Consider the following 25,374-nt stretch of genomic DNA (forward strand, 5'->3'; position numbering starts at 1 on the left):
GGGCCGCGGGCCGGACGGTACCGGCCGGCCCCGGCGCAAGGTGGGACCGGTGCGCTGCCGGGTCTGCGCGCGGGCGCTCCAGGACGCCGCCGAGCGCAAGATCGGCCGCTGCCTGGACTGCCCCTCGGATGTCGACGAGTTCCTGTTCGAGCAGTTGCGCGAGTGGCGGCTGGGTCGGGCGCGGGAGCAGAGCCAGCCCGCGTTCGTCATCTTCACCGACGCGACGCTGACCGCGATCGCGGAGACCCGCCCGCTCAACGAGCGCCAACTGGCCGCGATCCCCGGGGTGAGCCGAACCAAGCTGGAGCGGTTCGGTGACGACGTGCTCGCGCTGTGTGCCGGTCACGACCTCGCATTCGAGCCCGCACCGGACGAGGTCGGGCACATCCCGGAGGACGAGGATGCTCCTGACGGGGTGTGAGTTGCGAGGGGTTTCCCTCAAGTGACGAGGGCCATGCAATAAATCGTTTGCGTCTCGCTCCAAACCGCATCTACGCTCACGAGCACGGTCGGAACGTTCGACCGTGCTCGCCCTTGAAACTTGGTAGCGCCCCTGTGGTGTTGCCCCGAAACCCTCTCGAAAGGAGGTGAACGTCGTGATTACCAGGAACTTGAAAGCCCAGCGTCAGGCGTTCGCCGCCGCTTCGGTCGTGGTGTCGGTGGGCTCCGCCAAGCTGTCGCATGCCGATCTCTCCCTGCCCAAGTCCGGCCTGGCCGGGCTCCCCGTGGTGCTGTCCTATGCCGGGACCGATGCCCTGATCACCGCCTCCGCGCGACTGCGCGGCAACGGCAGTGATGTGTCCGCAGCAGCGGGTGCCTCAGGTCTCGTCGGTCTGGCGGTCGGCGCCGAGGGTCCGTGGCAAGGCGAGCAGGCAGCTATGACGCGTCGCAGCGAGCGACCGTCGAGCGCGGCGGCCTGCGAGCAGGCGCAGAAGCAGGAATCGCAGCAGGCCAATGGCATGACCATGGCCGGTTTTGCCGGTAACAACGGGTATCCGTCCTGGAGGAACAGGACCTGACGAGACGTCAGGTCGGCACCCTCCAGGGCCGCGGAATCCCGAACACCGGGATCCGCGGCCCTTGTCTTTTGTCGGCTGTCAGCAGCACCGAGTAGCGACCACCGGGGACACGAGTCCCACGAATCACAGGAGCACCACGTGCCCCACGTCAAACCCCCCGCACCCGGCAGCACAGCCACAGCGACATCGGAGGTAGACCTGATGACCCTCACCGCTTTCGAGGACGTCGAGCAGCTCGAGTCGACGATCCCCTGCCGTTCCTACGACCCGGAGGTCTTCTTCGCCGAGTCCCCCGAGGACGTCGAGTACGCGAAGGCCCTCTGCCGTGAGTGCCCCGTGCGCGAGATGTGCCTCCAGGGTGCGCTCGAGCGCCGCGAGCCCTGGGGCGTCTGGGGTGGCGAGCTCTTCGTGCAGGGCGTCGTCGTTGCCCGCAAGCGTCCCCGTGGCCGTCCGCGCAAGACGGAGGTCGCCGCGTGACCCCGCCCGCAGGACCCCGACGCACGAGCACCCGACGCACCACGTACGCGCAGGAACCCATGAAGCACATCCACGACACGAACGCCGTTTTGCCCAATGACAGGAGCAGGGAGTTGCATCTCATCAATGAAGCCCTCGCGAGGGCTCAGATGGATCAACAGCTCCGTGAAGCGGAGCTCCAACGCAGGGCGTACCACGTCCGGATGGCGCGCAGGATGCGTCGTCGGGCGGAGGTCGCCTCCATGCGGGCGCGCCGGGCCCTCGCCATCGCGGTGATGTAGCAAGGCCGGTGCGCAGCACGCCGAAGGGCGGGCATTCCCCGAGGGGAGTGCCCGCCCTTCGGCGGTTCGCGGGCGGCTAACGCCCGCCGGCGTCGCCGGAGTTCCCGATCTCGTCGATCTCCTCGACCTCTTCGGCGTCCTCGATGGAGAAGTCGAACTCCTCTGCCTCGAAGTCCTCGTCGGCGAAGCCGGGCAACCACGCGGCCAGTTCCTCGCGGAACGGCGCGGTCGCGCCGAGCTGACACAGCACGCCGATCGTGCTCAGTGTGACCCGGTGGATCAGCAGGTAACTCGGCGGCAGATTCAGCTGACGGGCCAGCGCGGACGCGGGATTGCGCGGGTCGCCGACCCGCGCGCCCTGCTCGCGCATCCAGGCCCGGGTGAAGGTGAACTCCTCGGCCTCGGCCGGATCCAGGAACGGCAGCAGGTAGTCCAGGACTTCGGCCGCGTCCAGCCGGATCGACGGCTTGACGAAGCCCTCGGTGCGCAACACCTGCATCACGCTCTCCGCATCGCCGTCGAGCGCGAGTCGAAAAGCCCGGCCGATCGGCTCGGGCAGCCCCTCGGGCAGCCGGTTGACCGTGCCGAAGTCCAGGACGCCCAACCGCCCGTCGGCGAGCAGACGGAAGTTGCCCGGGTGCGAGTCGGCGTGCAGCATGCCGGTGCGCGCGGGGCCGGAGAACAGGAAGCGGCTGAGCATGTGCCCGGCCCGGTCGCGCTCCTCCTGGCTGCCCTTGTCGATCACCTGGGACAGCGGCTTGCCGTCCATCCACTCGGTGATCAGCACCCGCTCGCTCTGGTGCACGACGTGCGGCACGAAGATGTCCGGGTCGCCGTCGAATTCCACGGCGTGCGCGGTCTGCGCCTCCGCCTCGAGCTGGTAGTCCAGCTCCTCGGCGACCCGGGCCTTGAGCTCGGCGATCAGCGGCTTGACGTCGATGCCCGGGATCAGCGCGCCGGCGAAGCGTGCGACGTGCCCGAGCTGATTGAGGTCGGAGATCAGCGCGTCGCCGGCCCCGGGATACTGGATCTTGACCGCGACGGTGCGCCCGTCGTGCCAGACCGCCCGGTGCACCTGGCCGATCGAGGCGGCCGCGGCGGGGGTCTCGGAGAACTCCTCGAACAGTGAGCGCCAGTCGCCGCCGAGATTGTCGGCGAGCGCCTTGTGCACGGTACGCGCCGGCATCGGCGGCGCCGCGTCCTGGAGTTTGGTCAGCGCCGAGCGGTAGGGCCCGGCCACCTCCTCGGGCAGCGCGGCCTCGAACACCGACAGGGCCTGCCCGAGCTTCATCGCGCCGCCCTTCAACTCGCCGAGCACCTTGAAGAGTTGTTGCGCGGTGCGCTGCTGGAGTTCGGCGGCGACGATCTCGGCCGGTCTGCCGCCGATGCGCTTGCCCAGGCCCAGTGTCGCCCGACCGGCCACCCCCAACGGGAGGGACGCGAGCTTGGCGGTGCGGGTCACGGCCCTACGCGGAAGATCGCTCACGCGACCCATTGTGTCCGACTCGGCGCCCCGGCATGTGTGACGGACCCCACCTCTTGCGCCGGGTGGGTGGCCCGGCAGTCACAGCGGGCATGCGGCGACCAGCTCCGGCGTCGAGTCAGGCCGTCCGGAAGCTCGATCTCCACGGTGCCGTCCACGGTCGTGGGCAGCGCGCCGTCGAGGAAGGTGAGCACCTGTAGGGCCGCCCGGGCGGCGACCTCGGTGGCGAGCACCACGTCGCACGGAGCCTCGCCGGGCGCGGGCGCCGCCGCGAGCTGGGCGAGCAGGCGCGGCCAGCCGGGATCGCGGTCGGCGCGGGCCAGATCCAGGCAGCGCCCGCACGCCGACCGCCCCACCAGCACGAACGGCCCGATCACCCCGGTCGTCTCACGGATGTCCGCGTACAGATGCGGCACCCGCTGCCGGACCAACCGGGCGCCCGGTGCCGGATCCGGGCGGCCCTCCGGCACGAGTACCGCGACGTCGGGGGTGCCGCGTCCGGCGGGCAGCGCACATCGCACCCCCGGAGCCAGTCGGCGCAGCGCGGCTCGCACCGTGGTCTCCCGGCGCGGGCGCTCCTCGTCCCAGCCGAACGCCACCGGTCCGGCATCGCCCGGGCGCACCGGCCGACGGTCCGCGGGCACCACGTGGCCCACCCCGGCGGCGGCCAGCAGCCCGGCCACCGCCGCGCCCACCCGGCCGGCGCCGTGCACCGTCACCACCGCCCGGGCACGTCGGTCCAGAGCGGCCAGACCCGCGTCGCCGCTGCCGTGCACGAGGGCGAGCGAGGTCAGGTCGGGACCCAGCCGGGCCCGCTCGCGGGGCAGCGCGGGCACCGGGGTGGGCCGCCCGGAGGCGTCCTCCAGGACCCCCTCGCGGGCCAGCAGGTCGAGCACCGCCTCGGCGTGCGCCCGGCCCAGCCCCACCCGTTCGGCCAGCTCCCAGGTCCGATTCAGGTCGCGGGTGCCGTCCAATTGCTCGACGAAGCGCGTCGTGGTCGGATCCAGCCCGCCGAGCAACACCGCCCGATGCGGATCCAGGCCCAATTGCAGGGTCTGCCGATCGCGCCACAACCGACGCAGGGCGGGCTTGAGGAGCGGTCGCACGGGCGGCCTCCGAGGAGCGGTACATCGGGAACGGGAATGAACGGTGACCGAGATCCGCGGGACGACTCGGCCGGCCCCAGCGTGCCCGGCTGTGGATCGTCGGGTATTTCGTCGTCCACAGGCGGCGTATGAATATGCTATTTGGAAATATTAGGCCGAGAAGAATGGAATGGGAGCTATCACACGAATAGTGCTTATGCCCGCGCTGCGGCGCGCGACCGGGCGACGTCGAATATCCCCGGCCGGCCCGAAGCGGGGGCGCCCTGTCGGTGCGGTCGGTTAACGTCCTGGTTGTGGTCGCGGATCCCGGGGCCGGACACGACATGCTGTCCGGAGCCTCCTATCAGGGTGCCGTCGAGGTGCGTCGCAGCGCCCGACGGAAACGAACCGTGTCGGCCTACCGGGACGGGGACCGGACCGTGGTCCTGCTCCCCGGCCGGATGACGCGGACGGAGGAGAAACGCTGGGTCGGCGTGATGCTTGAGCGTCTGGCCGCCCAGGAGCGCCGCCGACGGCCCAGCGACGAGGACCTCGCCGCCCGGGCCCGGGAGCTCTCCGCCCGCTATCTGGACGGACGCGCGGAGCCGGCGAGCGTGCGTTGGGTGGGCAACCAGAACACCCGTTGGGGTTCGTGTACGCCGATCGACGGCACTATTCGACTCTCCACTCGGCTGCGCGGCATGCCGACCTATGTCGTCGACTATGTATTGCTGCACGAACTCGCGCATTTGCTGGTGCCCGGTCACGGGCCGCGCTTTTGGACCCTGCTCGCCGCATATCCACGCACCGAACGCGCACGGGGATATCTGGAGGGTGTCGCGGCCACGAGCGGCCTGGCGATGAGTGACGACACGGACGATGTGGAATCCGCGGCCGACACCCGGGAGGCGGCGCGGCCCGACCCGCAGCCGACCACCCGCGGACGAGGCGCCGCGCCGGGCGCGCGTACTTCCCGCAAGGGCACCGCGGCTGCGGACGGTACGCGCGTCGGGACTACGCGCGATCGCACCGGCGGCAAGCCCCGCAGCTGACCCGGATCCGGCCTTCGGGAGTCGTCGCGGCGCCGGATTCGGGCGTATAGCGTGAGGCGCGTACGCAGCCGGGAACCGGTCGAGGGGAATCGCTCGTCGGCGCTACGAGAGCGCCGACGAGCTTTGTGCCGTACCCGGACCGGGGCGGATCCGATGTTGTAGCGTGCCGAGCGCGGCGGGGACCCAGGTGGTGGGCGCCCGCACCGCCGGTGGCGGAGAAGCGGGGAAGGGAGCCACACAGTGGTCGAGTTCAGGAAGGGACAGAAGTCGAAGCTGTCCGACCTGACCGCGGGGACCGATCTGTATGTCGGGGTGCAACTGGACAGCCCCGGGCTGACGTTCGACATCGCGTGCTTCGGGTTGGACGCGGGCGAACGGTTGTCCGACGATCGGTACTTCATCTTCTTCAACCAGCCCAAGTCGCCCGAGGAGTCGATCCAGCTCCTGGGCGCGCAGGCCGGTGACACCGAGTCCTTCCGGGTGACGCTCGACCGGGTCCCGCCGAACGTCAACAAGCTCGCGTTCACCGCGACCGTGGACGGCGACGGCGTGATGTCCCAGGTCGCCTCCGGCTACCTGCGGATAGTCGCGGGCGGCCAGGAGGTCGCGCGCTACTCGTTCACCGGGCGCGAGTTCAGTACCGAGCGTGCCGTGATGATCGCGGACATCTACAAGAAGGACGTCTGGCGCTTCTCCGCCGTCGGACAGGGCTTCGACGGCGGGTTGCGCGCGCTCCTGGAGAACTTCGGCGGCGAGGTCGCCGAGGACGAGCCGGACGAGGCGCCCAAGCCGAACCCGGTGCCCTCCGGCGCGGCCCCCGGATTCGCCCCGCCGGGCGGCGGCGGGATGCCGCCGCAGCAGCCCGCACCCTCGTTCGGCCCGCCCGGAGGCGGCCCGCCGCCCGCTCCCACCCCCGACTTCGGCCCGCCGCCCGGCGCGCCCCAGCCGGTCGGCGCGATGCCGGGCCATGGTGGTCCGCCGCCCGGCCCGCCGCAGTACAACCAGCCCGGCACGCCGCCGCACGGCGCCCCCGGCGGGTATCCGCCGCCGCCCGGCCCGCCGCAGTACAACCAGCCCCCGGGCACGCCGCCGCACGGCGCGCCGGGAGGCTACCCGCCGCCGCCCGGCCCGCCCGGCCCGGGCGGCTACCCGAACCAGACGCCGCACCAGGGCCACAACCAGGGACACATGGCGCCGCCCGGCATGGGTCAGCCCGGCGGTTACCCGCCGCCGCCCGGCCCCGGCGGCTACCCGGGAGCCGGCGGGCCCGGCCAGATGCAGCCCACGCTCCAGATGCCGGTGCCCGGTGGCCCGCCGCCCGGTATGCAGGGGCCGCCGCCCGGCATGCAGGGCCCACCGCCCGGTATGCAGGGGGTGGGCATCGCCTCGCCCGAGCCCGCCTTCCAGTACGGCATCGAGCAGTACCGCGAGGTGCCCGCCGGCGGTCGCTGGGCCCAGCAGAACGCCAAGATGGTCCGGGTCGACGTCTCCGGTGGCAAGGTGATCGCCCGCCAGGGCGTGATGGTGGCCTACCAGGGCGACGTGAAGTTCAAGTTCCAGGGACAGAGCCTGCGCAGCCGGTACGACAACCGGCAGACCGGCCAGTCGCTCGAACTGATGCGCTGCGAGGGCAACGGCGAGGTGTTCTTCGCCGAGGACGCGGCCCACCTGCACCTGGTCGAACTCCAGGGCAACAAGCTGTTCGTCAACGTGGCCAACGTGCTCGCCTTCGACGAGGGCCTGACCATCGAGCCGGCCCGGGTCGAGGGCGTGGGCATCCCCGGCGGTGCGCTGTTCGCGCAGACCTTCAGCGGTCAGGGCACGGTGGTGGTCAAGACCCAGGGCATCCCGCTGGTGCTCCCGGTCCAGGGGCCGACCTTCGCGGACAGCAACGCGATCGTGGCGTGGACCGACATGGACGTCTCCACCACGACCCAGATGCGGCTGCGCCGGACCGCGTTCCCCGGCCACAGCGGCGAGACGGTCAACCTGCAGTTCCGCTGCCCGCCCGGCGGCAACAACTTCATCGTCGTCCAGCCCTACGAGGTGTGAGGGGAACATGGATCAGCAACTGATCGCCGCGTACGGGCAGACCGCCCCTCAGGCTCGGATGAGCGCACACGGCAACAAGATCTGTCGGGTCAACATCCAGCCCGGCGCGCCGGGGGTGTTGGCCAAGCAGGGCGCGATGATCGCCTACGAGGGCTACATCCGGTTCGCCGGTTACGGCCAGGGTGCGCAGCGCCGGGTGACCAGCGGCATCACCGGCGAGCGCATGCAGCTGATGAGCTGCACCGGCCAGGGCGACGTGTACTTCGCCGACTACGGCGCCGACGTGGCCATCATGCAGCTCAACCCGGGTGAGGGGCTGTCGGTCAACGCGAGCAACATCCTCGCGTTCGACGAGAACCTGGAACACCGGATCAAGATGGTGAGCGGGGTCACCGCGAAGTTCAGCGGCAACGGCCTGTTCAACATGGAACTGTCCGGCCAGGGCTGGGTCGCGATCACCACACGCGGCACGCCGGTCGTGCTCAACCCGTCCGAGCGCGAGACCTACGTCGACCCGGACGCGCTGGTCGCCTGGAGTACCAGCCTCAAGGTCGGCACCAAGCGCTCGATGCGGCTCGGCGGCATCGTCGGGCGAGGCTCCGGCGAGGCGATGCAGGTGTCCTTCAAGGGCAACGGCTTCGTCGTCGTGCAGCCGGCCGAGGACGCCACCGACCGTTTCCACGTGCGCGGCTGACCGCGAGCGAAGGAGGAATATCGTGCAAAGCTCGCTTTTCGGTCACGCACCCGTGCAGACGCCCGAGCGGTTCAGTCTGCAGAACGCGCACATGCTCAAGGTCCAGCTCGGCAACGGACTGCCGGACCACTGCCTGGCCCGGGTCGGCTCGATGGTCGCCTACCAGGGCGCGATCGACTTCGACGGGAACATGCGCTCCGGCGCCGAGCAGCAGGCCGCTGCGGCGACCGGCGAACAGCTCAACCTGATGCGTGCCCACGGCACGGGCACCATGTGGCTGGCCAACATGGCCCAGTCGATACACGTGCTCGACCTCGACTTCGAGGGCCTGACCGTGGACGGGCAGTACGTCCTGGCCCTGGACAGCACGCTCAGCTGGAACGTGGTCGCGATCGAGAGCGCGCAGTCGGTCGCCGGTGCCGGTTCCTACAACCTGGACATCAGCGGCAACGGCAAGATCGCGCTGATGACCTCCGGCAAGCCGCTGATCATGCGGGTCGGCCACGGCGCCGAGGTGTTCGCGGACGCCGACGCGGTGATCGCGTGGAGCACCCGGCTGTCGATCAGCATGCAGGCGCAGACCAACTCGGCGCGGATCTACCGGCGCCGTCGGGGCACCGGCGAGGGCTGGAACATGGCCTTCATGGGCGAGGGCTACGTCGTGGTCCAGCCCAGCGAGATGTTGCCGCCCGTCGAGTTCATCTCGTCCGGCGGTTACCTGGCCAACCGGGGCCTGGGGCAGGACGGCGGCGTCCGGGGCAACACCTGGGGCCAGTAGTCGGCAGCCACACACCCGCCGAGGGGCGCCCGACCGGCGATCGGTCGGGCGCCCCTCGTGGTGCCGGTCGTGCTGTCGCGGCGCTCAGCGCACCGCGCGGGCCCTGGCCACCAGCGCCCGGACCGAGTCGTCCGTCTCGGTGGGCAGCGCGTCGAACGCGAACCATTGCAGGTCCAGCGACTCCTCGCTGATCAGCTCGGTCGAGCCGGGCGGGGCCAGCGCGACGTACTGCACGTCCAGGTGCACCGCGCACGGCGTGTGATGCCGGTCCAGGCCCACCGGCGCGCCTGCGCCGAGCAGGGTCAGCCCGGTGATCCCGGACTCCTCGCGCGCCTCGCGCAGCGCCGCCTCGGCCACCGTGCGGTCCACCGGCTCGCAGTGCCCGCCGGTCTGCAACCACTTGCCGATCTTCGCGTGCAGGGTCAGCAGCACCCGCTCCCGGGCCGCGTCCACGATCACCGCGCTCGCCGTCACGTGCGCTTCGGGACAGGCCTTGAGCATGCCGTCCTCGTGCGCGGCCAGGTGCGCCAGGTAGGCCTGCCGCAGCCGGTCCGCCCGGTCGTCGGGCGCCTCCCACTTCGACAGCACGTCGACCGCGTCGAGCCGTAGGCTCACGCGCCGGATCCCTTCCCGCCGTCCGGGCCCTCCGGCTCGTCGCCGCCTCCGGGCTCGCCGACGGGCTTGTCATCGGTCGGCTTCTCGCCGGTGGACTCCAGCCGGTCCAGGTCCGCGTCCAGCTCGGCGTCGAGACCGGACAGGTCCAGCTCGGCGTGGTGCACGAAGCCGTCCGGGTCGTCCAGGTCGTCGGCGGTCGGCAGCAGGTCGGGGTGCTGCCACACCGCGTCCCGGCCGTCGACCCCGCGCGCGTCCGCGAGCGAGGCCCACAGGCGCGCCGCGTCGCGCAGCCGGCGCGGGCGCAGCTCCAGGCCGACCAGCGTGGCGAACGTCTGCTCGGCCGGGCCGCCGGTGGCACGCCGACGACGCAGCGTCTCGCGCAGCGCGCCCGCCGAGGGCAGCCGGGGCTCGGCGGCGCTGTGCACGACCGCGTCCACCCAGCCCTCCACGAGCGCCAGCGCCGTCTCCAGACGCGACAACGCGGTCTTTTGCTCCGGCGTCTCCTCGGGCTCGAACAGACCCTGCGAGAAGGCTTCCTGGAGCGCCTCGGGGTTGCTCGGGTCGATCCGCCCCGCGGCCTCCTCCAGCCGGCTCATGTCCACCTTGATGCCCCGCGCGTACGCCTCCACCGCGCCGAACAGGTGTTGCCGCAGCCACGGTACGTGCGCGAACAGCCGCTGGTGCGCCGCCTCGCGCAGAGCCAGATACAGCCGGACCTCGTCCTGCGGCACCGACAGACCCTCGCCGAACGCGGTCAGGTTGGCCGGCAACAGGGCGGCCTTGCCCGCGGGCCCGATCGGCAGCCCGACGTCGGTCGAACCGACCACCTCGCCGGCCAGCGCGCCCAGCGCCTGCCCGACCTGGGCGCCGAACATCGCGCCGCCCATGCCGCGCATCATGCCGAGCAGCGGCCCGGCCATGCTCTGCATCTCCTCGGGCATCATCTCGCCCATGGCCGCGACCACCCGGGTCGCCAGCGGCTCGACCAGCGCGCGCCACTGCGGCAGCGTCGCCTCGATCCACTCGGAGCGACTCCAGGCCGCGGTGGTGCTCACCCCCGAGGGCAGCGAGGTGGCCTCGTCCAGCCACAGCTCGGCCAGCCGCACGGCCTCCTCGACGCCCCCGCGCTCGACCGCGCCGATCGACGCGTCGCCCTGCTGGGCCACGGTCTGCCGGGCGATGTCCCGGGCCAAGTCCCAGTTGACCGGGCCGCCCTCGTAGGACAGCAGCTTGCCCAGTTGCTGGAACGCGGCGCCCAGATCGGCCTGGTTCATCTGCCCGAACAGCGCACCGAACGGATTGTTGGGGTCGCCGGCCGCGCCGAAGCCGAACGGGTCGCCCGGATTCGAGCCGCCGGAACCGCCGCCGGGGCGGTTGGGATCGTCGTCGCCCGAGGGCTTGCCGAAGCCGAAGGGGAAGTCAGCCATGGTTGGGCCCCTCTACGTTTTCCACATGTGCGGTGCCCTCGGGCCCGACCACTCGATGCTGACTCACGGTTACCTCGTCTCGCTCGGCCTGCCCGCCGTCCCGGCCGGAGGCAACGCCGCAGGAGCGCCGAATCGCGCCTGGCGTGAAGATCACAACAACACCTCCGGCAGGATGGATCGCGGACACTGACAGGAAAGGCAAGCAGTCGCGCGTACCTTTCTTGACGAACCGCTCGTACCAAACTAACCACGGGAGACCGCCAGTGAGTTCCCAGCCCCCACGCGTTCGCTCTGGGCGGAGCGGGCGGGAGAGCACGAGCGATGGCCCCGGGACCGATGCCCCGGAGAACGCTCCGGAGCCCAATGCCTCGGCCTCGGACCAGCCCTCGGACAAGAGTGTGCCCAAGGTGCGCCCGGTCGTCGCGGTCACCGGCGCCGCGTCCGGGCTCGGTCATCGCGTCGCCTCGCTTCTGGCCGCGAACGACCAGGTCAAACGCCTGATCGCGATCGACGAAAGGCGCGGTGAGATTCCCGGCGCACAGTGGCGGATCATGGACGTCCGCGATCCGGCGCTGGCCGGTCGGCTGGAGGGCGTGGACGTGGTGGTGCACCTCGCGCTCGACATGTCGCTCGACTCCGAGGCCCGCGCTCGCGGCGCGCGCAACGTGCGCGGCACCCAGACCGTACTGACCGCCGCCGCCGCGGCCCGGGTGCCCCGGGTCGTGCTGTGCACCTCGGCGATGGTCTACGGCGCGTTGCCCGACAACGCCGTACCGCTCGCCGAGGACGCGCCGCTGCGCGCGACGGCGGACGCCTCGCTGGTCGGCGACCTGCTGGAGATCGAGGAACTGGCCGAGCGCACCCCGCGCGCCCACCCGCACGTCAAGGTCACCGTGGTGCGCCCGGCGACCCTGGTCGGCGGGCCCGAGGCGGACAGCGTGATGACCCGGCACTTCGAGGCGCCCCGGCTGCTGGTGGTCTCCGGCGGGCAGCCCCGCTGGCAGTTCTGCCACCTGGACGACCTCGCCTCCGCACTCGAGTTCGCCGCGCTGGGCCGAGTCGAGGGTGTGGTCACCGTCGGCTCGGAAGGCTGGCTGGGGCAGGAGGAGATCGAGGAACTGTCCGGGATGCGCCGGATGGAGCTGCCCGCGTCGCTGGCGCTGGGCACCGCCGAACGGCTGCACCGGCTGGGCATCACCCCCGCCCCGGCGGGCGACCTCGCATACACGATGCACGGCTGGGTGGTCTCCTCCGAGCGGCTGCGCGCGGCGGGCTGGCGTCCGGCGTGGACCAACGAGGCGGCGTTCGCGGTGCTTCTGGAGGACGTCGACGGGCGGCATGCGCTCGTGGCCCGCCGACTCGGCCGCAAGGACGCCACCACGCTCGGTGCGGCGGGTGCGACCGTGGCCCTGGTGGGCACGGCCGCGATCGTGCGCAAGGTCCGGCGCAGGCGCCGCGGCTTCTGAGACGCCGTCCGCGAGTGCCCGGCGAGAGGCAGGCACTCGCGGACCCGCGCGCCCCTGCGCACTCGCGGACTCGCCCGAAAAGGGGGACCGGGATGGCCGGTGCCGGTTCGCCGCGCGCGATACTGCCCGGTATGGACGTCATCCGCATCGCCGAGATCCGCGACACGCCGTTGTCCGTCGACGAGGTTTTCGCCGCCGTCGGCGACCCGTCCGCGGGTGGCACGGACCTGTTCGTCGGTACGGTCCGTAACGCCGACAGCGGGCGCTCGGTCACCGCGCTCGAGTACTCCGCACATCCCTCGGCGCAGGCCGAGCTGCGTCGGGTGATGGAGAAGATCGCGGCCGATCTGCCCGTGCGGGCGATGGCGGCGGTGCACCGGGTCGGCCGGCTGGAGATCGGCGACCTCGCCGTCGTGGTCGCCGTCTCGTGCCCACACCGCGCGGAGGCTTTCACCGCGTGCCGGCGGCTGATCGACGAGCTCAAGCACGAGGTGCCGATCTGGAAGCTCCAACACTTCGTGGACGGCGACTCGGACTGGGTCGGCGCCTGCTGAGATCGACCCCAACGGGCACGCGGCGCCCACCCGTCACCGGAGTCACACCCGACTCGGAGCCGCAGAAATGCACCATTACCACCACATACATATGATTTAAGCCGTCAGTCTCCCCCTCCCGTGGACGGAGTACGTCATGGCGTCTGTCGCATGGTGGTGGGCCATCCCGGGGGTGGCGCTCGTGATCGCGGTGAGCTGGGCCGCGTGGACCTGCCGGTCGTTTCGGACGCCGAGCATGCACGATTCGATGTCCGCCTTCGCGGAATGGAGCGCGGCCCTGGACCGGGTCCGCACGGCGACCCCGGTCCGGCCCGAACCCGCCCCCGACGCCACCGCCGAACCGGTCCCGGAACCGGGCTTCGAAAGCCCGTGACGGCCCGGCCCGCACCGGGAAATCCCGGGTGCCGTAGGGTCGGGCGCATGTCGCGCCGCACCGCCACACTGGTCGTCTCGGGGCTGTTGCTGCTGGCCCTGGCCTGCGCCGTCCTGTTCGCGCCGGTGCCCTACGCCGAGCTGAGCCCCGGGCCCACGTACAACACGCTCGGTGACGAAGGCGGCAAGCCGGTCATCGAGGTCTCGGGTCACGAGACGTATCCCACGAGCGGTCACCTGAACATGACCACCGTGTCGGTGACCAACAAGTCCTACGACATGCCGCTGCTCGACGCGCTCGCCGGCTGGGTCAAGGGCGACGCGGATGTCGTGCTCAAGAAGTCGCTGTACCCCGACGACAAGTCCGCGGCCGAGGTCGAGCGGGAGAACGCCGAGGAGTTCAGCTCGTCGCAGGAGCACGCCAAGGTGGCGGCCTTCGCGGCGCTCGGTATCCCGATCGAGAAGCAGGTGATCGTGGCCACGGTGGCCAAGGACGCGCCCGCGCTCGGCAAGCTGCACGCCGGCGACATCATCCTGGCCGTGGACGGCAAGCCGATCACCAAGACCGAGGAGGTCGCCGCGGCGATCACCAAGCACCGGGCCGGCGAGAGCGTCACGCTCACCGTCGACCCCGCGGATGCCCGCGGCACCCGGCGTGACGTGCAGGTGGTCACCGGGAAGGCCGAGGACGACGGCCGGGCCCTGGTCGGCATCACGCCGGGCATCCTGCCCAAGTTCCCGTTCAAGGTGGAGATCCACCTGGAGGACGTCGGCGGCCCGAGCGCGGGGATGATGTTCGCGCTCGGCATCGTGGACAAGCTCAGCCCCGGCGACCTGACCGGCGGCAAGTTCGTGGCCGGCACCGGCACCATCGACGACGAGGGCAAGGTCGGTGCGATCGGCGGCATCCAGATGAAGACCATCGGGGCCCGCCGGCAGGGCGCCAAGTACTTCCTCACGCCCAAGGCCAACTGCGCCGCCGCCGCGCAGACCAAGCCGGGCGGGCTGACCCTGGTCCAGGTGGAGACGCTGGACGACGCACTCAAGGCGCTGGAGACGATCCGCACCGGCCAGGGCACGTTGACGGAATGTCATGCGTGACCGGTGCGGACCCCGAGGGCGACGAGGACTAGTCCTCGTCGCCCTCGCCGAACGTGGCCAGCAGCGCCTCGGCCAGCCCCGGCACCAGATCCGCGCCGGAGAGCACCTCGGAGTCGTCGTCCTTGTCCCGCAGCCGCACGGCCGACTCGCGCGAGCCGTCGCGCAGCACCCCGACGGCGAGGCGGACCTCCTGACGCTGCGGGTGCGACGCGACCCACTCGTGGATCTCGCGATCACTGCCCACCGCGGGCATGGTCGCCTCCGCGGACGGCGGCAACATCAGCCGCTCGACCACCAGCGCGCAACCGAGCACGGCCTCGGGCCAGGCGATACTCGCCAGGAATTCGTCGATCGCGACGTTCTCGGGGACTTCCTCCTGCTCGATCGGAGTGAGGGTGTCGATGGGCGCGTCACGGTCGGCGGACAAGCCGAGCTGCGCCGCGAGGTCGGGTTCGGTACGGGCCAATTCCGCGGTGTCCACGAGCGCGTAGAGGCGGGCCTGCTGGTCCCAGCCGTACGCCGCCACGTGGCGTTCGATCTCGACGAGGGCCTGGGTGAGTGCAACGGTCATGACCCCATCTTCCCGTCTTCCCCGCACGGCGGATCACGAGCCTGTATCGGCCGTGTCGGTCGGGAACCACGTCCTGTCTCGGTAAGTTGACCCATCGAGCGCCGACCGGGCGCGTCCAAGGTAATGATCGAGGTGCGCACCCTTGGTTTTTCAGATGCCCGAACGAGGCGGCTCAGGTGGCCGTCGGATCAGAATGGGAGCTCCGTCCCGCAGGTCCAGAACACTGCTCCTGACGCTGGCCATCCTCGTGGTGATCGTTGTCGCGTGGGTGCTGTTCGCGAATTTCTGGACGGATTGGCTCTGGTACAAGTCGGTCGGCTACGGAAACGTATTCACGACCAAGTTGTGGACGCGCATCGGGTTGTTCCTGGTGTTCGGTCTGCTCATGGCCGTGGCCGTCGGCGCCAACGTGTATGTCGCCTATCGACTGCGACCCGCGTTCCGGGGGATGTCGCTGGAGCAGCAGAGTCTCGACCGCTACCGGTCGGCCATCACCCCGTTCCGCACGTGGTTGCTGATCGGCCTCTCGGTGGTCATCGGCATCATCGCGGGCACCTCGGCGTCGGGGCAGTGGAAGACGTGGCTGCAGTTCGTGAACGGCGTCTCGTTCGGAACCAAGGACCCGCAGTTCCACAAGGATGTGTCGTTCTATGCGTTCGACCTGCCGTTCTATCGATTCCTGATCAATTTCGCGTTCGTCGCGGTCGTCGTCGGCCTCGTCCTCGCGGTGATCACGCACTACCTCTACGGCGGGCTTCGGGTCCAGAGTCCGGGGTCGCGGGCGACGCCGGCCGCACAGGCGCATCTTTCGCTGCTGCTCGGCCTTTTCGTGTTGTTCAAGGCCGTCGCGTACTGGCTGGACCGCTATTCGCTCGCGGTCTCGTCCGGTGATTTCAAGCAGGCCTCGCAATTTACCGGTCTGCGCTACACCGACGCGCACGCGGTATTGCCGGCCAAGACGATCCTGTTCATCGTCGCGCTGATCTGCGCGACGCTGTTCTTCGTCAACGTCTTCCGCCGCACCTGGGCACTGCCGATCATCGGCTTCGGCCTGATGGTGCTGTCCGCCGTGCTCATCGGTGGGCTGTACCCGGCGATCGTCGAGCGCTTCCAGGTCAAGCCGAACCAGCAGGCCAAGGAAGCCAAGTACATCGAGCGCAACATCGCGGCGACGCGGGACGCGTACGGCATCGACGACGTCAAGCCCGAGGCGTACGCGGGCAACGTCGACGCCCGGCCCGAACTCAAGGACGAGGCGTCCACCACGGCCAGTATTCGGCTGCTCGACCCGAACATCGTCTCCCCGACGTTCAACGTGCTGCAGCAACTGCGGCAGTACTACGGTTTCCCGGCGACTCTCGACGTCGATCGCTACATGATCGACGGGAAGATGCAGGACACCGTCATCGCGCTGCGCGAGTTGAACCCGAAGGGCAACCAGAGCCACAACTGGGTCAACGACCACACCAAGTACACCCACGGGTATGGCGTGGTCGGGGCCGAGGGCACCGCCCGCGACCCCGAGGGCAAGCCGGTCTTCATCGAGAAGGACATCCGGACCGACGTCCAGGAGAAGACGAGCCCGAGTCCGCTCGGTCCGTATGAACCGCGGATCTATTTCGGCGAGCAGACGACCGAGTACTCCATCGTCGGGGCCCCCAAAAAGGCCGCGGCGACCGAGGTGGACTATCCGCTCGACAACAGCCCGACGGGTCAGCAGACCTATACGTACCAGGGCAAGGGCGGCGTTCCGATCGGCGGCATGTTCAACAAGCTGCTGTACGCGACGAAGTTCCAGGAGGGCAACATCCTGCTCTCCGACTCGATCAACAAGGATTCCCGGATCCTGTACAACCGCACGCCCAAAGAGCGGGTCGAGGCGGTCGCGCCGTGGCTGACCATCGACGGTGACCCGTATCCGGCCGTGATAGACGGCAAGGTGCAGTGGATCGTGGACGCGTACACGACCAGCAACGGTTATCCGTACGCCACCCGCACCACGCTCGGTGACGCCACCGCCGACTCGCTCAACGCCGAGGACCGGGCCCGCGGTGCGGTCGGCAACACGGGCAACGTCAACTACATCCGCAACTCGGTGAAGGCGACCGTCGACGCCTACGACGGCTCGGTCAAGCTCTACCAGTGGGACGAGAAGGACCCGGTCCTCAAGACCTGGATGAAGGCCTTCCCGAACACAGTCAAGAAGAAGACCACGATCCCGCCCACCCTGATGGAGCACCTGCGCTACCCGCAGGACCTGTTCAAGGTGCAGCGCGATCTGCTGACCCGGTACCACGTGACCGACCCGCGGACGTTCTTCAACGGCTCGGACTTCTGGAAGGTCCCGAAGGACCCGACGGGCACCGGGGTCGGCGGAGCCGACCAGCCGCCGTACTACCTGTCCATGAAGCTGCCACCGGCTCCGGGCGATGCCCAGGTACAGCAGGCGAAGAACCAGTCGTTCCAGTTGACGACCACCTTCGTGCCACGAGAACGGCAAAACCTCGCGGCGTTCATGGCGGTCAACTCGGAACCGGGACCGGACTACGGCAAGGTCAGACTGCTCACGCTGCCATCGGCCACGGCGATCAACGGCCCGGACCTGATGCAGAGCCAGTTCAAATCCGACTCGTCCGTGATCGGGCTGTTGAACGTCTTCCAGATCGGCAACTCGAAGGTCGTCTTCGGCAACCTGCTGAGTCTTCCGGTCGGCGGCGGCATCCTCTACGTCGAACCGGTGTACCTCCAGGCCAACGCGGCCGGGTCGTATCCGGTGCTGCAAAAGGTACTGGTGTCGTTCGGCGGGAAGATCGCGCTGCAGAACACGTTGCCGGAGGCGTTGGCGGCGGTGTTCAACGGCGAGACGACACCGGCTCCGCCACCGACGGGGACCACACCCCCGAATACGGGCGGCACCACGCCACCGCCCACCACGGGCGGGACCACGCCGCCGGTCCAGAACCCGACGGTCAAGCAGGCGCTGGACGAGGCCAACCAGGCCCTCAAGGACGCCGACGCGGCGCTGAAGGCCGGTGACTTCGCCAAGTACGGCGAGGCACAGAAGCGCCTCCAGGCGGCCGTGGACCGAGCCCTGGCGGCCGAGCAGACGACGAAGAACCCGGCGGGCACATCGTCGACGCCACCGGCGACCGGAACGCCGGGGGCCTCCACGCCACCCAAGCCGTGATCGCCGGCGCGTGACTTACGAGACGGGCCCGTCCCCTTCGGGGGGCGGGCCCGTCTCGTAATCGATTTGGTGTGCGGCGCCGGGTCACGTAAGCTCAAGGCACAACGCATCGCGGGGTGGAGCAGTTCGGTAGCTCGCTGGGCTCATAACCCAGAGGTCGCAGGTTCAAATCCTGTCCCCGCTACTTGGGAATACGCGAGAGGCCCGGTTCTTCGGAACCGGGCCTCTCGCGTATTTCCGTGCATTCCGTGTTCTCGCTTGGCTCGGCGCGTGGCGACTCGGATGTCGTCCGGTTCGGGGCGTGACCCGACTCGGCGAGTCGGGTGTGGCGCACGGGCTGAGGGCGTGGCGGACGGACTAGAGCGCGATCTGGCGGCGGCGCTTGGCGCGCAGCGGGGCCATCAGGGTGACGCGCGCCAGTCGGTGGGTGCCGCGCGGTTCGTTGCGCGGGACCAGGCTCTGGATGATGGCGGCCGATTCGAGGCTGTTCGCCGTCTCCTGCGTGGAGGCGTGACCAATGAGGGCGAGGTGCCTCTCGAGGCGCTCGCCCACGCCGCTTCGGCCGACGTCCATCGGTGGAACCGGGACTCGACGCGGCATGCTCGGATGGTCCATTCCTGATATGACCACGACGCAGACCGTACCCCATTGGGGGCACGCCGTGACGGCTTCCGGCCCCGTGTCGAGACCCGATCGTGTCCTCGATTGGCCGAGAACCCCGTTGTGGCGTGAACGAACTCCCGGGCAAGTAGGGGTAATTGGCGCCAAAGAGGATTCGACTCGGGATCGGGGTCGGACTGAACAGGTTCACCCCATGGTCTGAATTCGGCCGCTCTCCCGGGCGGTCCGCGCTCCACGGGCGGATCCGCGGGCCCGGCTCGGCGGTCCGGGGCGGTGGCGGAGGGGATTTGCCTGCCCCCCGGGCGCTGCCGTACAGTTGTGTCTACCGACGCGGGGTGGAGCAGCTCGGTAGCTCGCTGGGCTCATAACCCAGAGGTCGCAGGTTCAAATCCTGTCCCCGCTACCACATCGAAGGGCCTGGTCTTTTGACCGGGCCCTTCGTGCATGCCCCGACAAGGTGCGTACCGTGACAATACGCCCGGAGTCGGGCCGTCGTTGCCGAATCGCGACTGCATGGATGTGGCCCGAGATGCCACGATGGACCCATGGGGGCGTGGAAGGGACATCGCGGACGGCGGGGGGACGACCCACCGCCGGAGGCCGACGTCTTCGAAGCGGTGCCGGAAGGCCCCGACACGGTGGTCCTGGACCGCGGTCGGGCAGCCGCCGCGACCGCTCCCGCGCACCCCGACGACTATGCGGTCCTGGTCCCGTTCCGGCCGCGTCGGCGCAGCCCGAGCGGCAGTGTCGAGGGACACGAGGCGCTGGACCGACACGAGGCGGCCGAACTCGAACGACGCTATCGCGAGCGCGCCGGCCGTAGTCCCTCCGCCGCGAACAGTCTCGCGCTGATGTTGCTCGAGCGCGGCGAACAGGACGAAGCCGCCGAGCTGTTGCGTCGGGCCGCGGAGGCGGGACACCGGGGCGCCGCGACCAACCTCGGCGTGCTGATGCACCGTCAGGGGCGGGATGACGCCGCTTCGTTGTGGTGGCACCGGGCGGCCGAGGCGGGCAGTCGGATCGCGGCGTTCTCGCTCGGCGCGCTGCTGCTGGATCAGGCCGACGCGGCGCGTGCGGGCGCCGGCGCGAGCATGGACGCGTACCACGATCTGTCCGGACAGGGCGTCTATTGGCTGCGCAACGCGGCCGAGTCGGGGCATGTGCGGGCCGCGCTCACGCTGGGCGAGTTCTTCGAGTTGACCGGGCGGGCCGGCGCCGAGCGGTGGTATCGCCGGGCGGCCGAGGCGGGACACCCCGAGGCGGCCTACCGGCTCGGCCGGATGGGGCAGGAGCGCGACGACGAACGTGCGGCGTCGACGTGGTTCCTGCGCGCGGCCTCGTGTGGTCATGTGCGGGCAGCGGTACGGCTGGCGATCTCGCTGGAGCGGGCGGGGGACACCGCCGAGGCGATCGGGTGGTACCGGCTCGCGGCCGAGGAGGGGGACGCCGAGGGCGCTCGTGCGCTCGGGTTCCTGTTGCAGGACGCGGGTGACGTCGAGGGCGCGGTGCGGTGGTGGCAGGTCGCCGCGGAAGCCGGTGACGGGACGGCGGCCAACGCGCTCGGGGCGTGGTTCGCCGCCGGCGGGCGATCGAGCGAGGCGGCTCGGTGGTACGAGCGGGCCGCGGCGGCCGGCGAGTGCAACGGGGCGTTCAACCTGGGCCTGTTGCACGCCGAGCACGAGGACGCGCCGGGCGCCGAGCGCTGGTTCCGGATGGCCGCCTACGCGGGTCACGGGGACGCGGCCAACGCGCTGGCGGGTCTGCTCCTGGAGCGTGGGGACGACGAGGAGGCGCGGATATGGTTCGCGCGGGCCGCCGAGGCGGGCAGCGTGGACGGCTCGTACAACCTGGGCATCCTGCACGCGCGGGGCGGTCTCGACGACGCCGCCGAGACGTGCTGGCGGCGGGCAGCGGAGGCCGGGCACGCGGACGCGGCACTGCAGATGGGGCTGTTGCTGGAGCGCCGGGGGGATGCCGAGGGGGCGGCACGCGCCTATGAGACGGCGGCGCGGGCGGATCGGCCGACCGCGGCGTTTCGGCTCGGGGCGATGCTTGCCGACGCGGGGGCGGCCGAGCAGGCGGAGCGCTGGTACGCGGTGGCCGCGGACGCGGGGCATGTGATGGCGACCCTGCGGTGCGGGGTGTTGTGCGCGCGCCGGGGTGAGGACAAGTCGGCGGCGCGGCGGTTCAAGGTCGCGGCCGAGGCGGGCAGCGTGGCCGGAGCGTGGAACCTGGCGCTGCTGCATCTGCGGCACGAGGATCCGGACGGCGCGGAGCCGTGGCTGACGGTGGCCGCGCGTGGTGGGCACGGGCGGGCGGCGCTGCGGTTGGTGGTGTTGGCGCTGCGGCGTGGGGACCTGGCCGATGCGGAGCATTGGTGCGGGCCGGCGGTCGCGCACGGGCCGGCCGATGTCGCGGCCAAGGCGCAGCGGTTGCTGGACGCGTTTCGGGCGGAGTCGCTCGCGAGCTGACGGTTGGCCTGGCTTGGGTGTCCTCAAGCGCCGGACGGGCTGGGTGGCCTTGGTCGGGTGTCCTCAAGCGCCGGACGGGCTGGGTGGCCTTGGTCGGGTGTCCTCAAGCGCCGGACGGGCTGGGTGGCCTTGGTCGGGTGTCCTCAAGCGCCGGACGGGCCGGTTTGGCTGCGCGTGGGCTTGGGGGCTGTGGTGGGTGTGTGGGGGCTCGTTAGGGTTTGGGGGGATGGAGGTGGCGGATGGCGTGGGGCGGGCGGTTGTGGAAGGGGCGGGGTGCCGGGGGCGAGGGCGTTGTCGTGGGGGAGTGGCCCGGCGAGGACGGTTCGCGGGAGGGGGCCGTGCGGTTGGTCGCGTACCTGCGCGGCGTGGTGCAGGCCGGGGACGGTGACGCGGACGCGGTCGCGGCGCGGGTGATGGGGCTGTCCGCCGCCACGCTCGTGCGAATGGATCGGGCCGCTCGGCCGCGGGCGGCTGCGGGGGCGCTCGGCGGCCCGGCTGCGGCCAGGGTGCTGCTGCGTACCCGCCGGCATCCGCTGGCCGCGGCGGTGACGAGCCTGGACGAGAACGGCGGGCTGCGTGAGGAGGCGGTGGTTCGGCTGGCGGCCGAACCCGGGCCGCTGGCCTCGGTCTTCCTGGCGCTGCGGACCGACGACTGGGTGGACTCGGTGCGCGAGCGGGCGTTGGCCGCGCTGCGGTGGCACGACGAGCCGGACGAGGTACGGGCGGTGGTGCCCGTGCTCGACGCGTTGCGCGGGCGGACCCGGTCCAAGGGCGTGTTGCACGCCTATCGGGAGGTGCTGCTCGCCGGGCCGCGCCAAGAAGCCCGAGGCCGCGCGCCGGCCGCCGAGGAGCAACCGAGCGTGCGTCGCCTGGGCATGGAACTGCTGGACGAAGACGCGCTGTTGGCGATCGCGCTGCGGGACTCGGACCATGCCTGCCGGACCGCCGCCGGGCACGCCCTGCTGGCCCGGCTGCGCGGTCGCGACCGGCACCACGTCGCGCTGCGGCTGCTGCGGGTGTCCGATCCCAGGGTGCGCGAGCGGGCGGTCGAAGTGTTGCCGGCCGGGATCGAACCGGCCGTACTCGCGGGCGCGTTGGCGGACCGCTCGGCCAAAGTGCGGGACGCTGCCCGGCGCAGACTGCAGGCCGGTGGTACCGATCCGGCCGCCGCCTACCGGGCCTTCCTGCGCACCGGGCCCTCGCCGGGCATGCTGCTCGGGCTCGCCGAGTGTGGCGAGGACGCGGACTTGGACATCCTGCACGCACACCTGGACGCCGAGCGGTCCGCGTTGCGCCGGGCGGCCCGTGCGGGCGCGGTCCACCTGGTCCGGCGGACCACGCCTTCGTGACGGGTCGGCGCGGGTTCAGCCCTGTTTCCTGCAGTCCGGGCAGACACCGCGGAAGGTGACCTCGACGCCGGAGACGTCGAAGCCGAAGCGCTCCGCCTCGGCGAGTCCGGCGATCGGGTCGCAGTCCGGATGGACGTCGCGGATCGTCCCGCACACGCGGCACACCAGATGCTGGTGCGCGGTGCGGGCGTTGGGGTCGTACCGCTTCGCCCGCCCGTCGGTGCCCACCTCCAGCACCTCGCCGAGCGTGACGAGTTCGTTCAGCGTGTTGTAGACGGTCGCCCGACTGATCTCCGGCAGGCGCTTGCCCGCCCGCGCGTGAACCTCGTCCGCGGTCAGGTGTACGTGGTCGCCGTTCAGGACCTCGGCCACGACGCGACGCTGCGCGGTCAGGCGCCATCCCCGCTCACGCAGTCGTTCCAGAAGGTCGCTCATGTACACGACGATACATGTACCTGGATTGGATCTGGTCTAAATATTCTTCTGGACAAAGTCCAAGCTTGGCTCTAGGTTGAGTGCCGGACGACAGCACGAGCAACGCCAGGGGAGACGCAGACCATGCCGCAGCAGCCGCACACGCTGACCACCGAATCCGGCGCACCGGTGGCCGACAACCAGAACAGCCAGACCGCGGGACCCGGCGGGCCGTTGCTGCTTCAGGACCAGTACCTGATCGAGAAGTTGGCCCGGTTCAACCGGGAGCGCATCCCGGAGCGCGTGGTGCATGCCCGCGGCTCGGGCGCGTTCGGCTACTTCGAGGTCACCGCGGACGTGTCCCGGTTCACCAGGGCGCACTTCCTCGCCGAGCCGGGCCGGCGTACCGAGGTGTTCACCCGCTTCTCCACCGTCGCCGGCAACCTCGGCTCGGCGGACGCGGTGCGCGACCCGCGCGGATTCGCGGTGAAGTTCTATACCGAGGAGGGCAATTACGACCTCGTCGGCAACAACACCCCGGTGTTCTTCATCAAGGACCCACTCAAGTTCCCGGACTTCATCCACACCCAGAAGCGCGACCCGTACACCGGCAGCCAGGAGGCGGACAACGTCTGGGACTTCTGGTCGCACTCACCCGAGGCCATCCACCAGGTCACCTGGCTGTTCGGCGACCGCGGCATCCCCGCGTCGTACCGGCACATGGACGGCTTCTCCTCGCACACCTACCAGTGGGTCAACGCCGAGGGCGAGGCGTTCTGGGTCAAGTACCACTTCAAGACCGACCAGGGCATCCGGAACCTGACCGCCGAGGCCGCGGCGGCCCTCGCGGGTGCCGACGCCGACTCGCACCAGCGCGACCTGCTCACCGCGATCGACGCGGGCGCCGCGCCGTCGTGGACGCTCAAGGTGCAGATCATGCCGGTCGCGGAGGCCGCGACCTACCGGTTCAACCCGTTCGATCTGACCAAGGTGTGGCCGCACGCCGACTACCCGCTGATCGAGGTCGGCCGGCTGGTGCTGGACCGCAACCCGGAGAACGTGTTCGCCGACGTCGAGCAGGCCGCGTTCAACCCGGCCAATTTCGTGCCGGGCATCGGTCCCAGCCCGGACAAGATGCTCCAGGGCCGGCTGTTCGCCTACGCCGACGCGCACCGCTACCGGGTGGGCGTCAACCACACCCGGCTCCCGGTCAACGCGCCGCATGCCACGGTCGCCCACAACCACGGGCGGGACGGCCACATGGCGACCAATCCTGGCGGTCGGGCCAAGAACTACGAGCCGAACAGCTTCGGTGGCCCGTACGAGAGCGGCGTGCCGCTGTGGGCGTCGACCGCGGTGGCCGGCGTCACCGGGACCCACGAGGCCCCCGCGCACGCTCAGGACGACGACTACGTGCAGGCCGGCGACCTGTACCGGCTGATGGCGGCGGACGAGCAGGCCCGGCTGGTGGCCAACATCTCCGGTTTCCTGGCCCAGGTCTCCCGCGACGACATCATCGACCGTGTCGTCGGCCACTTCCGGGCCGCCGACCGGGACTACGGCGACCGCATCGCAGCCGCCGTGAAGGCCCTGCGCGCCTGACGGTCCCCCTGGAACCGCCGCCCGGTACCTGAGCCGCGAATCGGTACCGGGCGGCGCTCTGTATGTCCGGCACTCGCTGTCGCGGCCTCGGTCAGCTCACCAGTTCCTCGGTGCGTTGTGCCTCCCGGATCTGGCAGCGCACGATGTCGCGGACCGAGATGATGCCGAGCACGTCGCCGTCGTCGAGCACGATCAGGTGGCGGAAGCCGCCGCGCGTCATGGCCGCCGCGGCGTCCGCCAGCGTCCAAAGCGGGGTGGCGAAGACCACGTTCGAGGTGAGGTGGTCGCAGGCGTACTCGGTGTCGGGATTCTGGCCCGCGCCGATGGACATCAGGATGTCGCGCTCGGTGAGAATGCCCAGACCGGACGTGTCCGGGTCGATCACCACCGCCGCGCCGATCTGGCGGGCGGACATCAGGCGCGCCGCGGCGCGGAGCGTGTGGGCCGGGCCGATGGTCAAAACGATCGTGCTCATGCCGTCGCGGACGAGCATGTGACACCACCTCCGTCAAGGCGTGGATGTCAGGGCGGGGGTGCGCTCGGGAAAGATTTCACAAGTTCACAAGCCCTGTTTTCACATGGTCACATGCCTGGGAAGGTCAACGGAAGGTATAGCGGGCAACTCACTCGAAGGGAGTAGTCCGGCGAGGGTCCGATAGTTCGTCGAAACCCTTCGAAATCCGTCGAAATCCGCGAAGAACGC

The 25,374-nt window shown here is 70.6% G+C and carries 23 protein-coding genes, 2 tRNA genes and 1 pseudogene; 18 read left to right on the forward strand and 8 right to left on the reverse strand.

The window, feature by feature from the left end:
- From ABZS54_RS26525 to ABZS54_RS26540, 4 genes are all read left to right on the forward strand, one after another.
- On the forward strand, positions 1 to 421 hold a 421-nt coding region (locus ABZS54_RS26525), incomplete at its 5' end, for an HRDC domain-containing protein (protein ID WP_355541024.1).
- Positions 422 to 587: 166 nt separating this feature from the next.
- Positions 588 to 1,019: a hypothetical protein gene (locus ABZS54_RS26530; RefSeq protein WP_355541027.1), complete on the forward strand. Its 432-nt coding sequence runs from the start codon at positions 588 to 590 to the stop codon at positions 1,017 to 1,019.
- 138 nt (positions 1,020 to 1,157) lie between these two features.
- Positions 1,158 to 1,496: a WhiB family transcriptional regulator gene (locus tag ABZS54_RS26535; protein ID WP_355541030.1), complete on the forward strand. Its 339-nt coding sequence runs from the start codon at positions 1,158 to 1,160 to the stop codon at positions 1,494 to 1,496.
- 59 nt (positions 1,497 to 1,555) lie between these two features.
- Complete coding sequence (locus ABZS54_RS26540) at positions 1,556 to 1,777, forward strand: hypothetical protein (protein WP_355541032.1); 222 nt, start codon at positions 1,556 to 1,558, stop codon at positions 1,775 to 1,777.
- Between the two features lie 76 nt (positions 1,778 to 1,853).
- Here ABZS54_RS26540 and ABZS54_RS26545 read toward each other — a convergent pair whose 3' ends face one another.
- Together ABZS54_RS26545 and ABZS54_RS26550 are read right to left on the reverse strand one after the other, a co-directional pair.
- Positions 1,854 to 3,263 carry an AarF/ABC1/UbiB kinase family protein gene (locus ABZS54_RS26545; RefSeq protein WP_355541035.1) on the reverse strand — a complete coding sequence of 470 codons (1,410 nt, stop codon included), beginning with the start codon at positions 3,261 to 3,263 and terminating at the stop codon, positions 1,854 to 1,856.
- Positions 3,260 to 4,366 (reverse strand): ThiF family adenylyltransferase, encoded by a 1,107-nt coding sequence (locus tag ABZS54_RS26550; RefSeq protein ID WP_355541038.1) that lies wholly within the window; start codon positions 4,364 to 4,366, stop codon positions 3,260 to 3,262. The genes ABZS54_RS26545 and ABZS54_RS26550 overlap by 4 nt, the downstream gene beginning before the upstream one ends.
- A 323-nt stretch (positions 4,367 to 4,689) precedes the next feature.
- Between ABZS54_RS26550 and ABZS54_RS26555 the strand changes: the two are divergent.
- From ABZS54_RS26555 to ABZS54_RS26570, 4 genes and pseudogenes are all read left to right on the forward strand, one after another.
- Positions 4,690 to 5,184 (forward strand): annotated as a pseudogene (locus ABZS54_RS26555) (M48 family metallopeptidase); the annotation flags it as partial.
- 453 nt (positions 5,185 to 5,637) lie between these two features.
- Positions 5,638 to 7,449, forward strand: coding sequence for a TerD family protein (locus ABZS54_RS26560; protein ID WP_355541041.1), 1,812 nt, complete (start codon positions 5,638 to 5,640; stop codon positions 7,447 to 7,449).
- 7 nt (positions 7,450 to 7,456) lie between these two features.
- Positions 7,457 to 8,143, forward strand: a complete 687-nt coding sequence (locus tag ABZS54_RS26565) for an AIM24 family protein (RefSeq protein WP_355541044.1) — start codon at positions 7,457 to 7,459, stop codon at positions 8,141 to 8,143.
- 22 nt (positions 8,144 to 8,165) lie between these two features.
- Positions 8,166 to 8,921: an AIM24 family protein gene (locus ABZS54_RS26570; RefSeq protein ID WP_355541047.1), complete on the forward strand. Its 756-nt coding sequence runs from the start codon at positions 8,166 to 8,168 to the stop codon at positions 8,919 to 8,921.
- Between the two features lie 84 nt (positions 8,922 to 9,005).
- On the opposite strand, the gene ABZS54_RS26575 is transcribed toward ABZS54_RS26570, so the two are convergent.
- Both ABZS54_RS26575 and ABZS54_RS26580 read right to left on the reverse strand, forming a co-directional pair.
- A complete protein-coding gene (locus tag ABZS54_RS26575; protein WP_355541050.1) occupies positions 9,006 to 9,536 on the reverse strand; it encodes an NUDIX hydrolase in 531 nt (176 codons plus the stop codon).
- The gene (locus ABZS54_RS26580) at positions 9,533 to 10,963 is read right to left on the reverse strand and encodes a zinc-dependent metalloprotease (protein WP_355541053.1); all 1,431 of its coding nucleotides are present in this window, start codon (positions 10,961 to 10,963) and stop codon (positions 9,533 to 9,535) included. The genes ABZS54_RS26575 and ABZS54_RS26580 overlap by 4 nt, the downstream gene beginning before the upstream one ends.
- A gap of 398 nt (positions 10,964 to 11,361) precedes the next feature.
- On the opposite strand from ABZS54_RS26580, the gene ABZS54_RS26585 reads away from it, so the two are divergent.
- The 4 genes from ABZS54_RS26585 to ABZS54_RS26600 all read left to right on the forward strand — a co-directional run bounded on the left by ABZS54_RS26585 (position 11,362) and on the right by ABZS54_RS26600 (position 14,456).
- On the forward strand, positions 11,362 to 12,429 hold the full coding sequence (locus ABZS54_RS26585; RefSeq protein ID WP_355541056.1) for an NAD-dependent epimerase/dehydratase family protein: 1,068 nt from the start codon (positions 11,362 to 11,364) through the stop codon (positions 12,427 to 12,429).
- A 92-nt stretch (positions 12,430 to 12,521) separates the two neighbouring features.
- Positions 12,522 to 12,983 (forward strand): molybdenum cofactor biosynthesis protein MoaE, encoded by a 462-nt coding sequence (locus tag ABZS54_RS26590; RefSeq protein ID WP_355541059.1) that lies wholly within the window; start codon positions 12,522 to 12,524, stop codon positions 12,981 to 12,983.
- A gap of 136 nt (positions 12,984 to 13,119) precedes the next feature.
- Complete coding sequence (locus ABZS54_RS26595) at positions 13,120 to 13,356, forward strand: hypothetical protein (protein ID WP_355541062.1); 237 nt, start codon at positions 13,120 to 13,122, stop codon at positions 13,354 to 13,356.
- 47 nt (positions 13,357 to 13,403) lie between these two features.
- On the forward strand, positions 13,404 to 14,456 hold the full coding sequence (locus ABZS54_RS26600) for a PDZ domain-containing protein (RefSeq protein WP_355541065.1): 1,053 nt from the start codon (positions 13,404 to 13,406) through the stop codon (positions 14,454 to 14,456).
- 28 nt (positions 14,457 to 14,484) lie between these two features.
- Here the strand turns inward: ABZS54_RS26600 and ABZS54_RS26605 are convergent, their stop codons facing one another.
- Complete coding sequence (locus tag ABZS54_RS26605; RefSeq protein WP_355541068.1) at positions 14,485 to 15,027, reverse strand: PPA1309 family protein; 543 nt, start codon at positions 15,025 to 15,027, stop codon at positions 14,485 to 14,487.
- Positions 15,028 to 15,220: 193 nt separating this feature from the next.
- Here ABZS54_RS26605 and ABZS54_RS26610 point away from each other — a divergent pair, with 193 nt between their 5' ends.
- Positions 15,221 to 18,214, forward strand: coding sequence for a UPF0182 family protein (locus ABZS54_RS26610; RefSeq protein WP_355541071.1), 2,994 nt, complete (start codon positions 15,221 to 15,223; stop codon positions 18,212 to 18,214).
- 110 nt (positions 18,215 to 18,324) lie between these two features.
- Positions 18,325 to 18,398, forward strand: a tRNA-Met gene (locus ABZS54_RS26615).
- A 173-nt stretch (positions 18,399 to 18,571) separates the two neighbouring features.
- On the opposite strand, the gene ABZS54_RS26620 is transcribed toward ABZS54_RS26615, so the two are convergent.
- A complete protein-coding gene (locus ABZS54_RS26620) occupies positions 18,572 to 18,814 on the reverse strand; it encodes a hypothetical protein (RefSeq protein WP_355541074.1) in 243 nt (80 codons plus the stop codon).
- A 350-nt stretch (positions 18,815 to 19,164) separates the two neighbouring features.
- Here ABZS54_RS26620 and ABZS54_RS26625 point away from each other — a divergent pair.
- The 3 genes from ABZS54_RS26625 to ABZS54_RS26635 all read left to right on the forward strand — a co-directional run bounded on the left by ABZS54_RS26625 (position 19,165) and on the right by ABZS54_RS26635 (position 22,655).
- Positions 19,165 to 19,241 (forward strand) — tRNA-Met (locus ABZS54_RS26625).
- Positions 19,242 to 19,380: 139 nt separating this feature from the next.
- Positions 19,381 to 21,306, forward strand: coding sequence for a tetratricopeptide repeat protein (locus ABZS54_RS26630; RefSeq protein WP_355541076.1), 1,926 nt, complete (start codon positions 19,381 to 19,383; stop codon positions 21,304 to 21,306).
- A gap of 338 nt (positions 21,307 to 21,644) precedes the next feature.
- On the forward strand, positions 21,645 to 22,655 hold the full coding sequence (locus ABZS54_RS26635) for a hypothetical protein (protein ID WP_355541079.1): 1,011 nt from the start codon (positions 21,645 to 21,647) through the stop codon (positions 22,653 to 22,655).
- 15 nt (positions 22,656 to 22,670) lie between these two features.
- Here ABZS54_RS26635 and ABZS54_RS26640 read toward each other — a convergent pair whose 3' ends face one another.
- Positions 22,671 to 23,090: a Fur family transcriptional regulator gene (locus tag ABZS54_RS26640; protein WP_355541082.1), complete on the reverse strand. Its 420-nt coding sequence runs from the start codon at positions 23,088 to 23,090 to the stop codon at positions 22,671 to 22,673.
- A 123-nt stretch (positions 23,091 to 23,213) separates the two neighbouring features.
- Here ABZS54_RS26640 and ABZS54_RS26645 point away from each other — a divergent pair, with 123 nt between their 5' ends.
- Positions 23,214 to 24,671, forward strand: a complete 1,458-nt coding sequence (locus ABZS54_RS26645) for a catalase (RefSeq protein ID WP_355541085.1) — start codon at positions 23,214 to 23,216, stop codon at positions 24,669 to 24,671.
- 91 nt (positions 24,672 to 24,762) lie between these two features.
- Here the strand turns inward: ABZS54_RS26645 and ABZS54_RS26650 are convergent, their stop codons facing one another.
- Positions 24,763 to 25,164, reverse strand: coding sequence for a CBS domain-containing protein (locus ABZS54_RS26650; RefSeq protein ID WP_355541088.1), 402 nt, complete (start codon positions 25,162 to 25,164; stop codon positions 24,763 to 24,765).
- Positions 25,165 to 25,374 lie beyond the last annotated feature (210 nt).

The organism is Embleya sp. NPDC005575 (genome assembly GCF_040605455.1).
Lineage (GTDB): Bacteria > Actinomycetota > Actinomycetes > Streptomycetales > Streptomycetaceae > Embleya.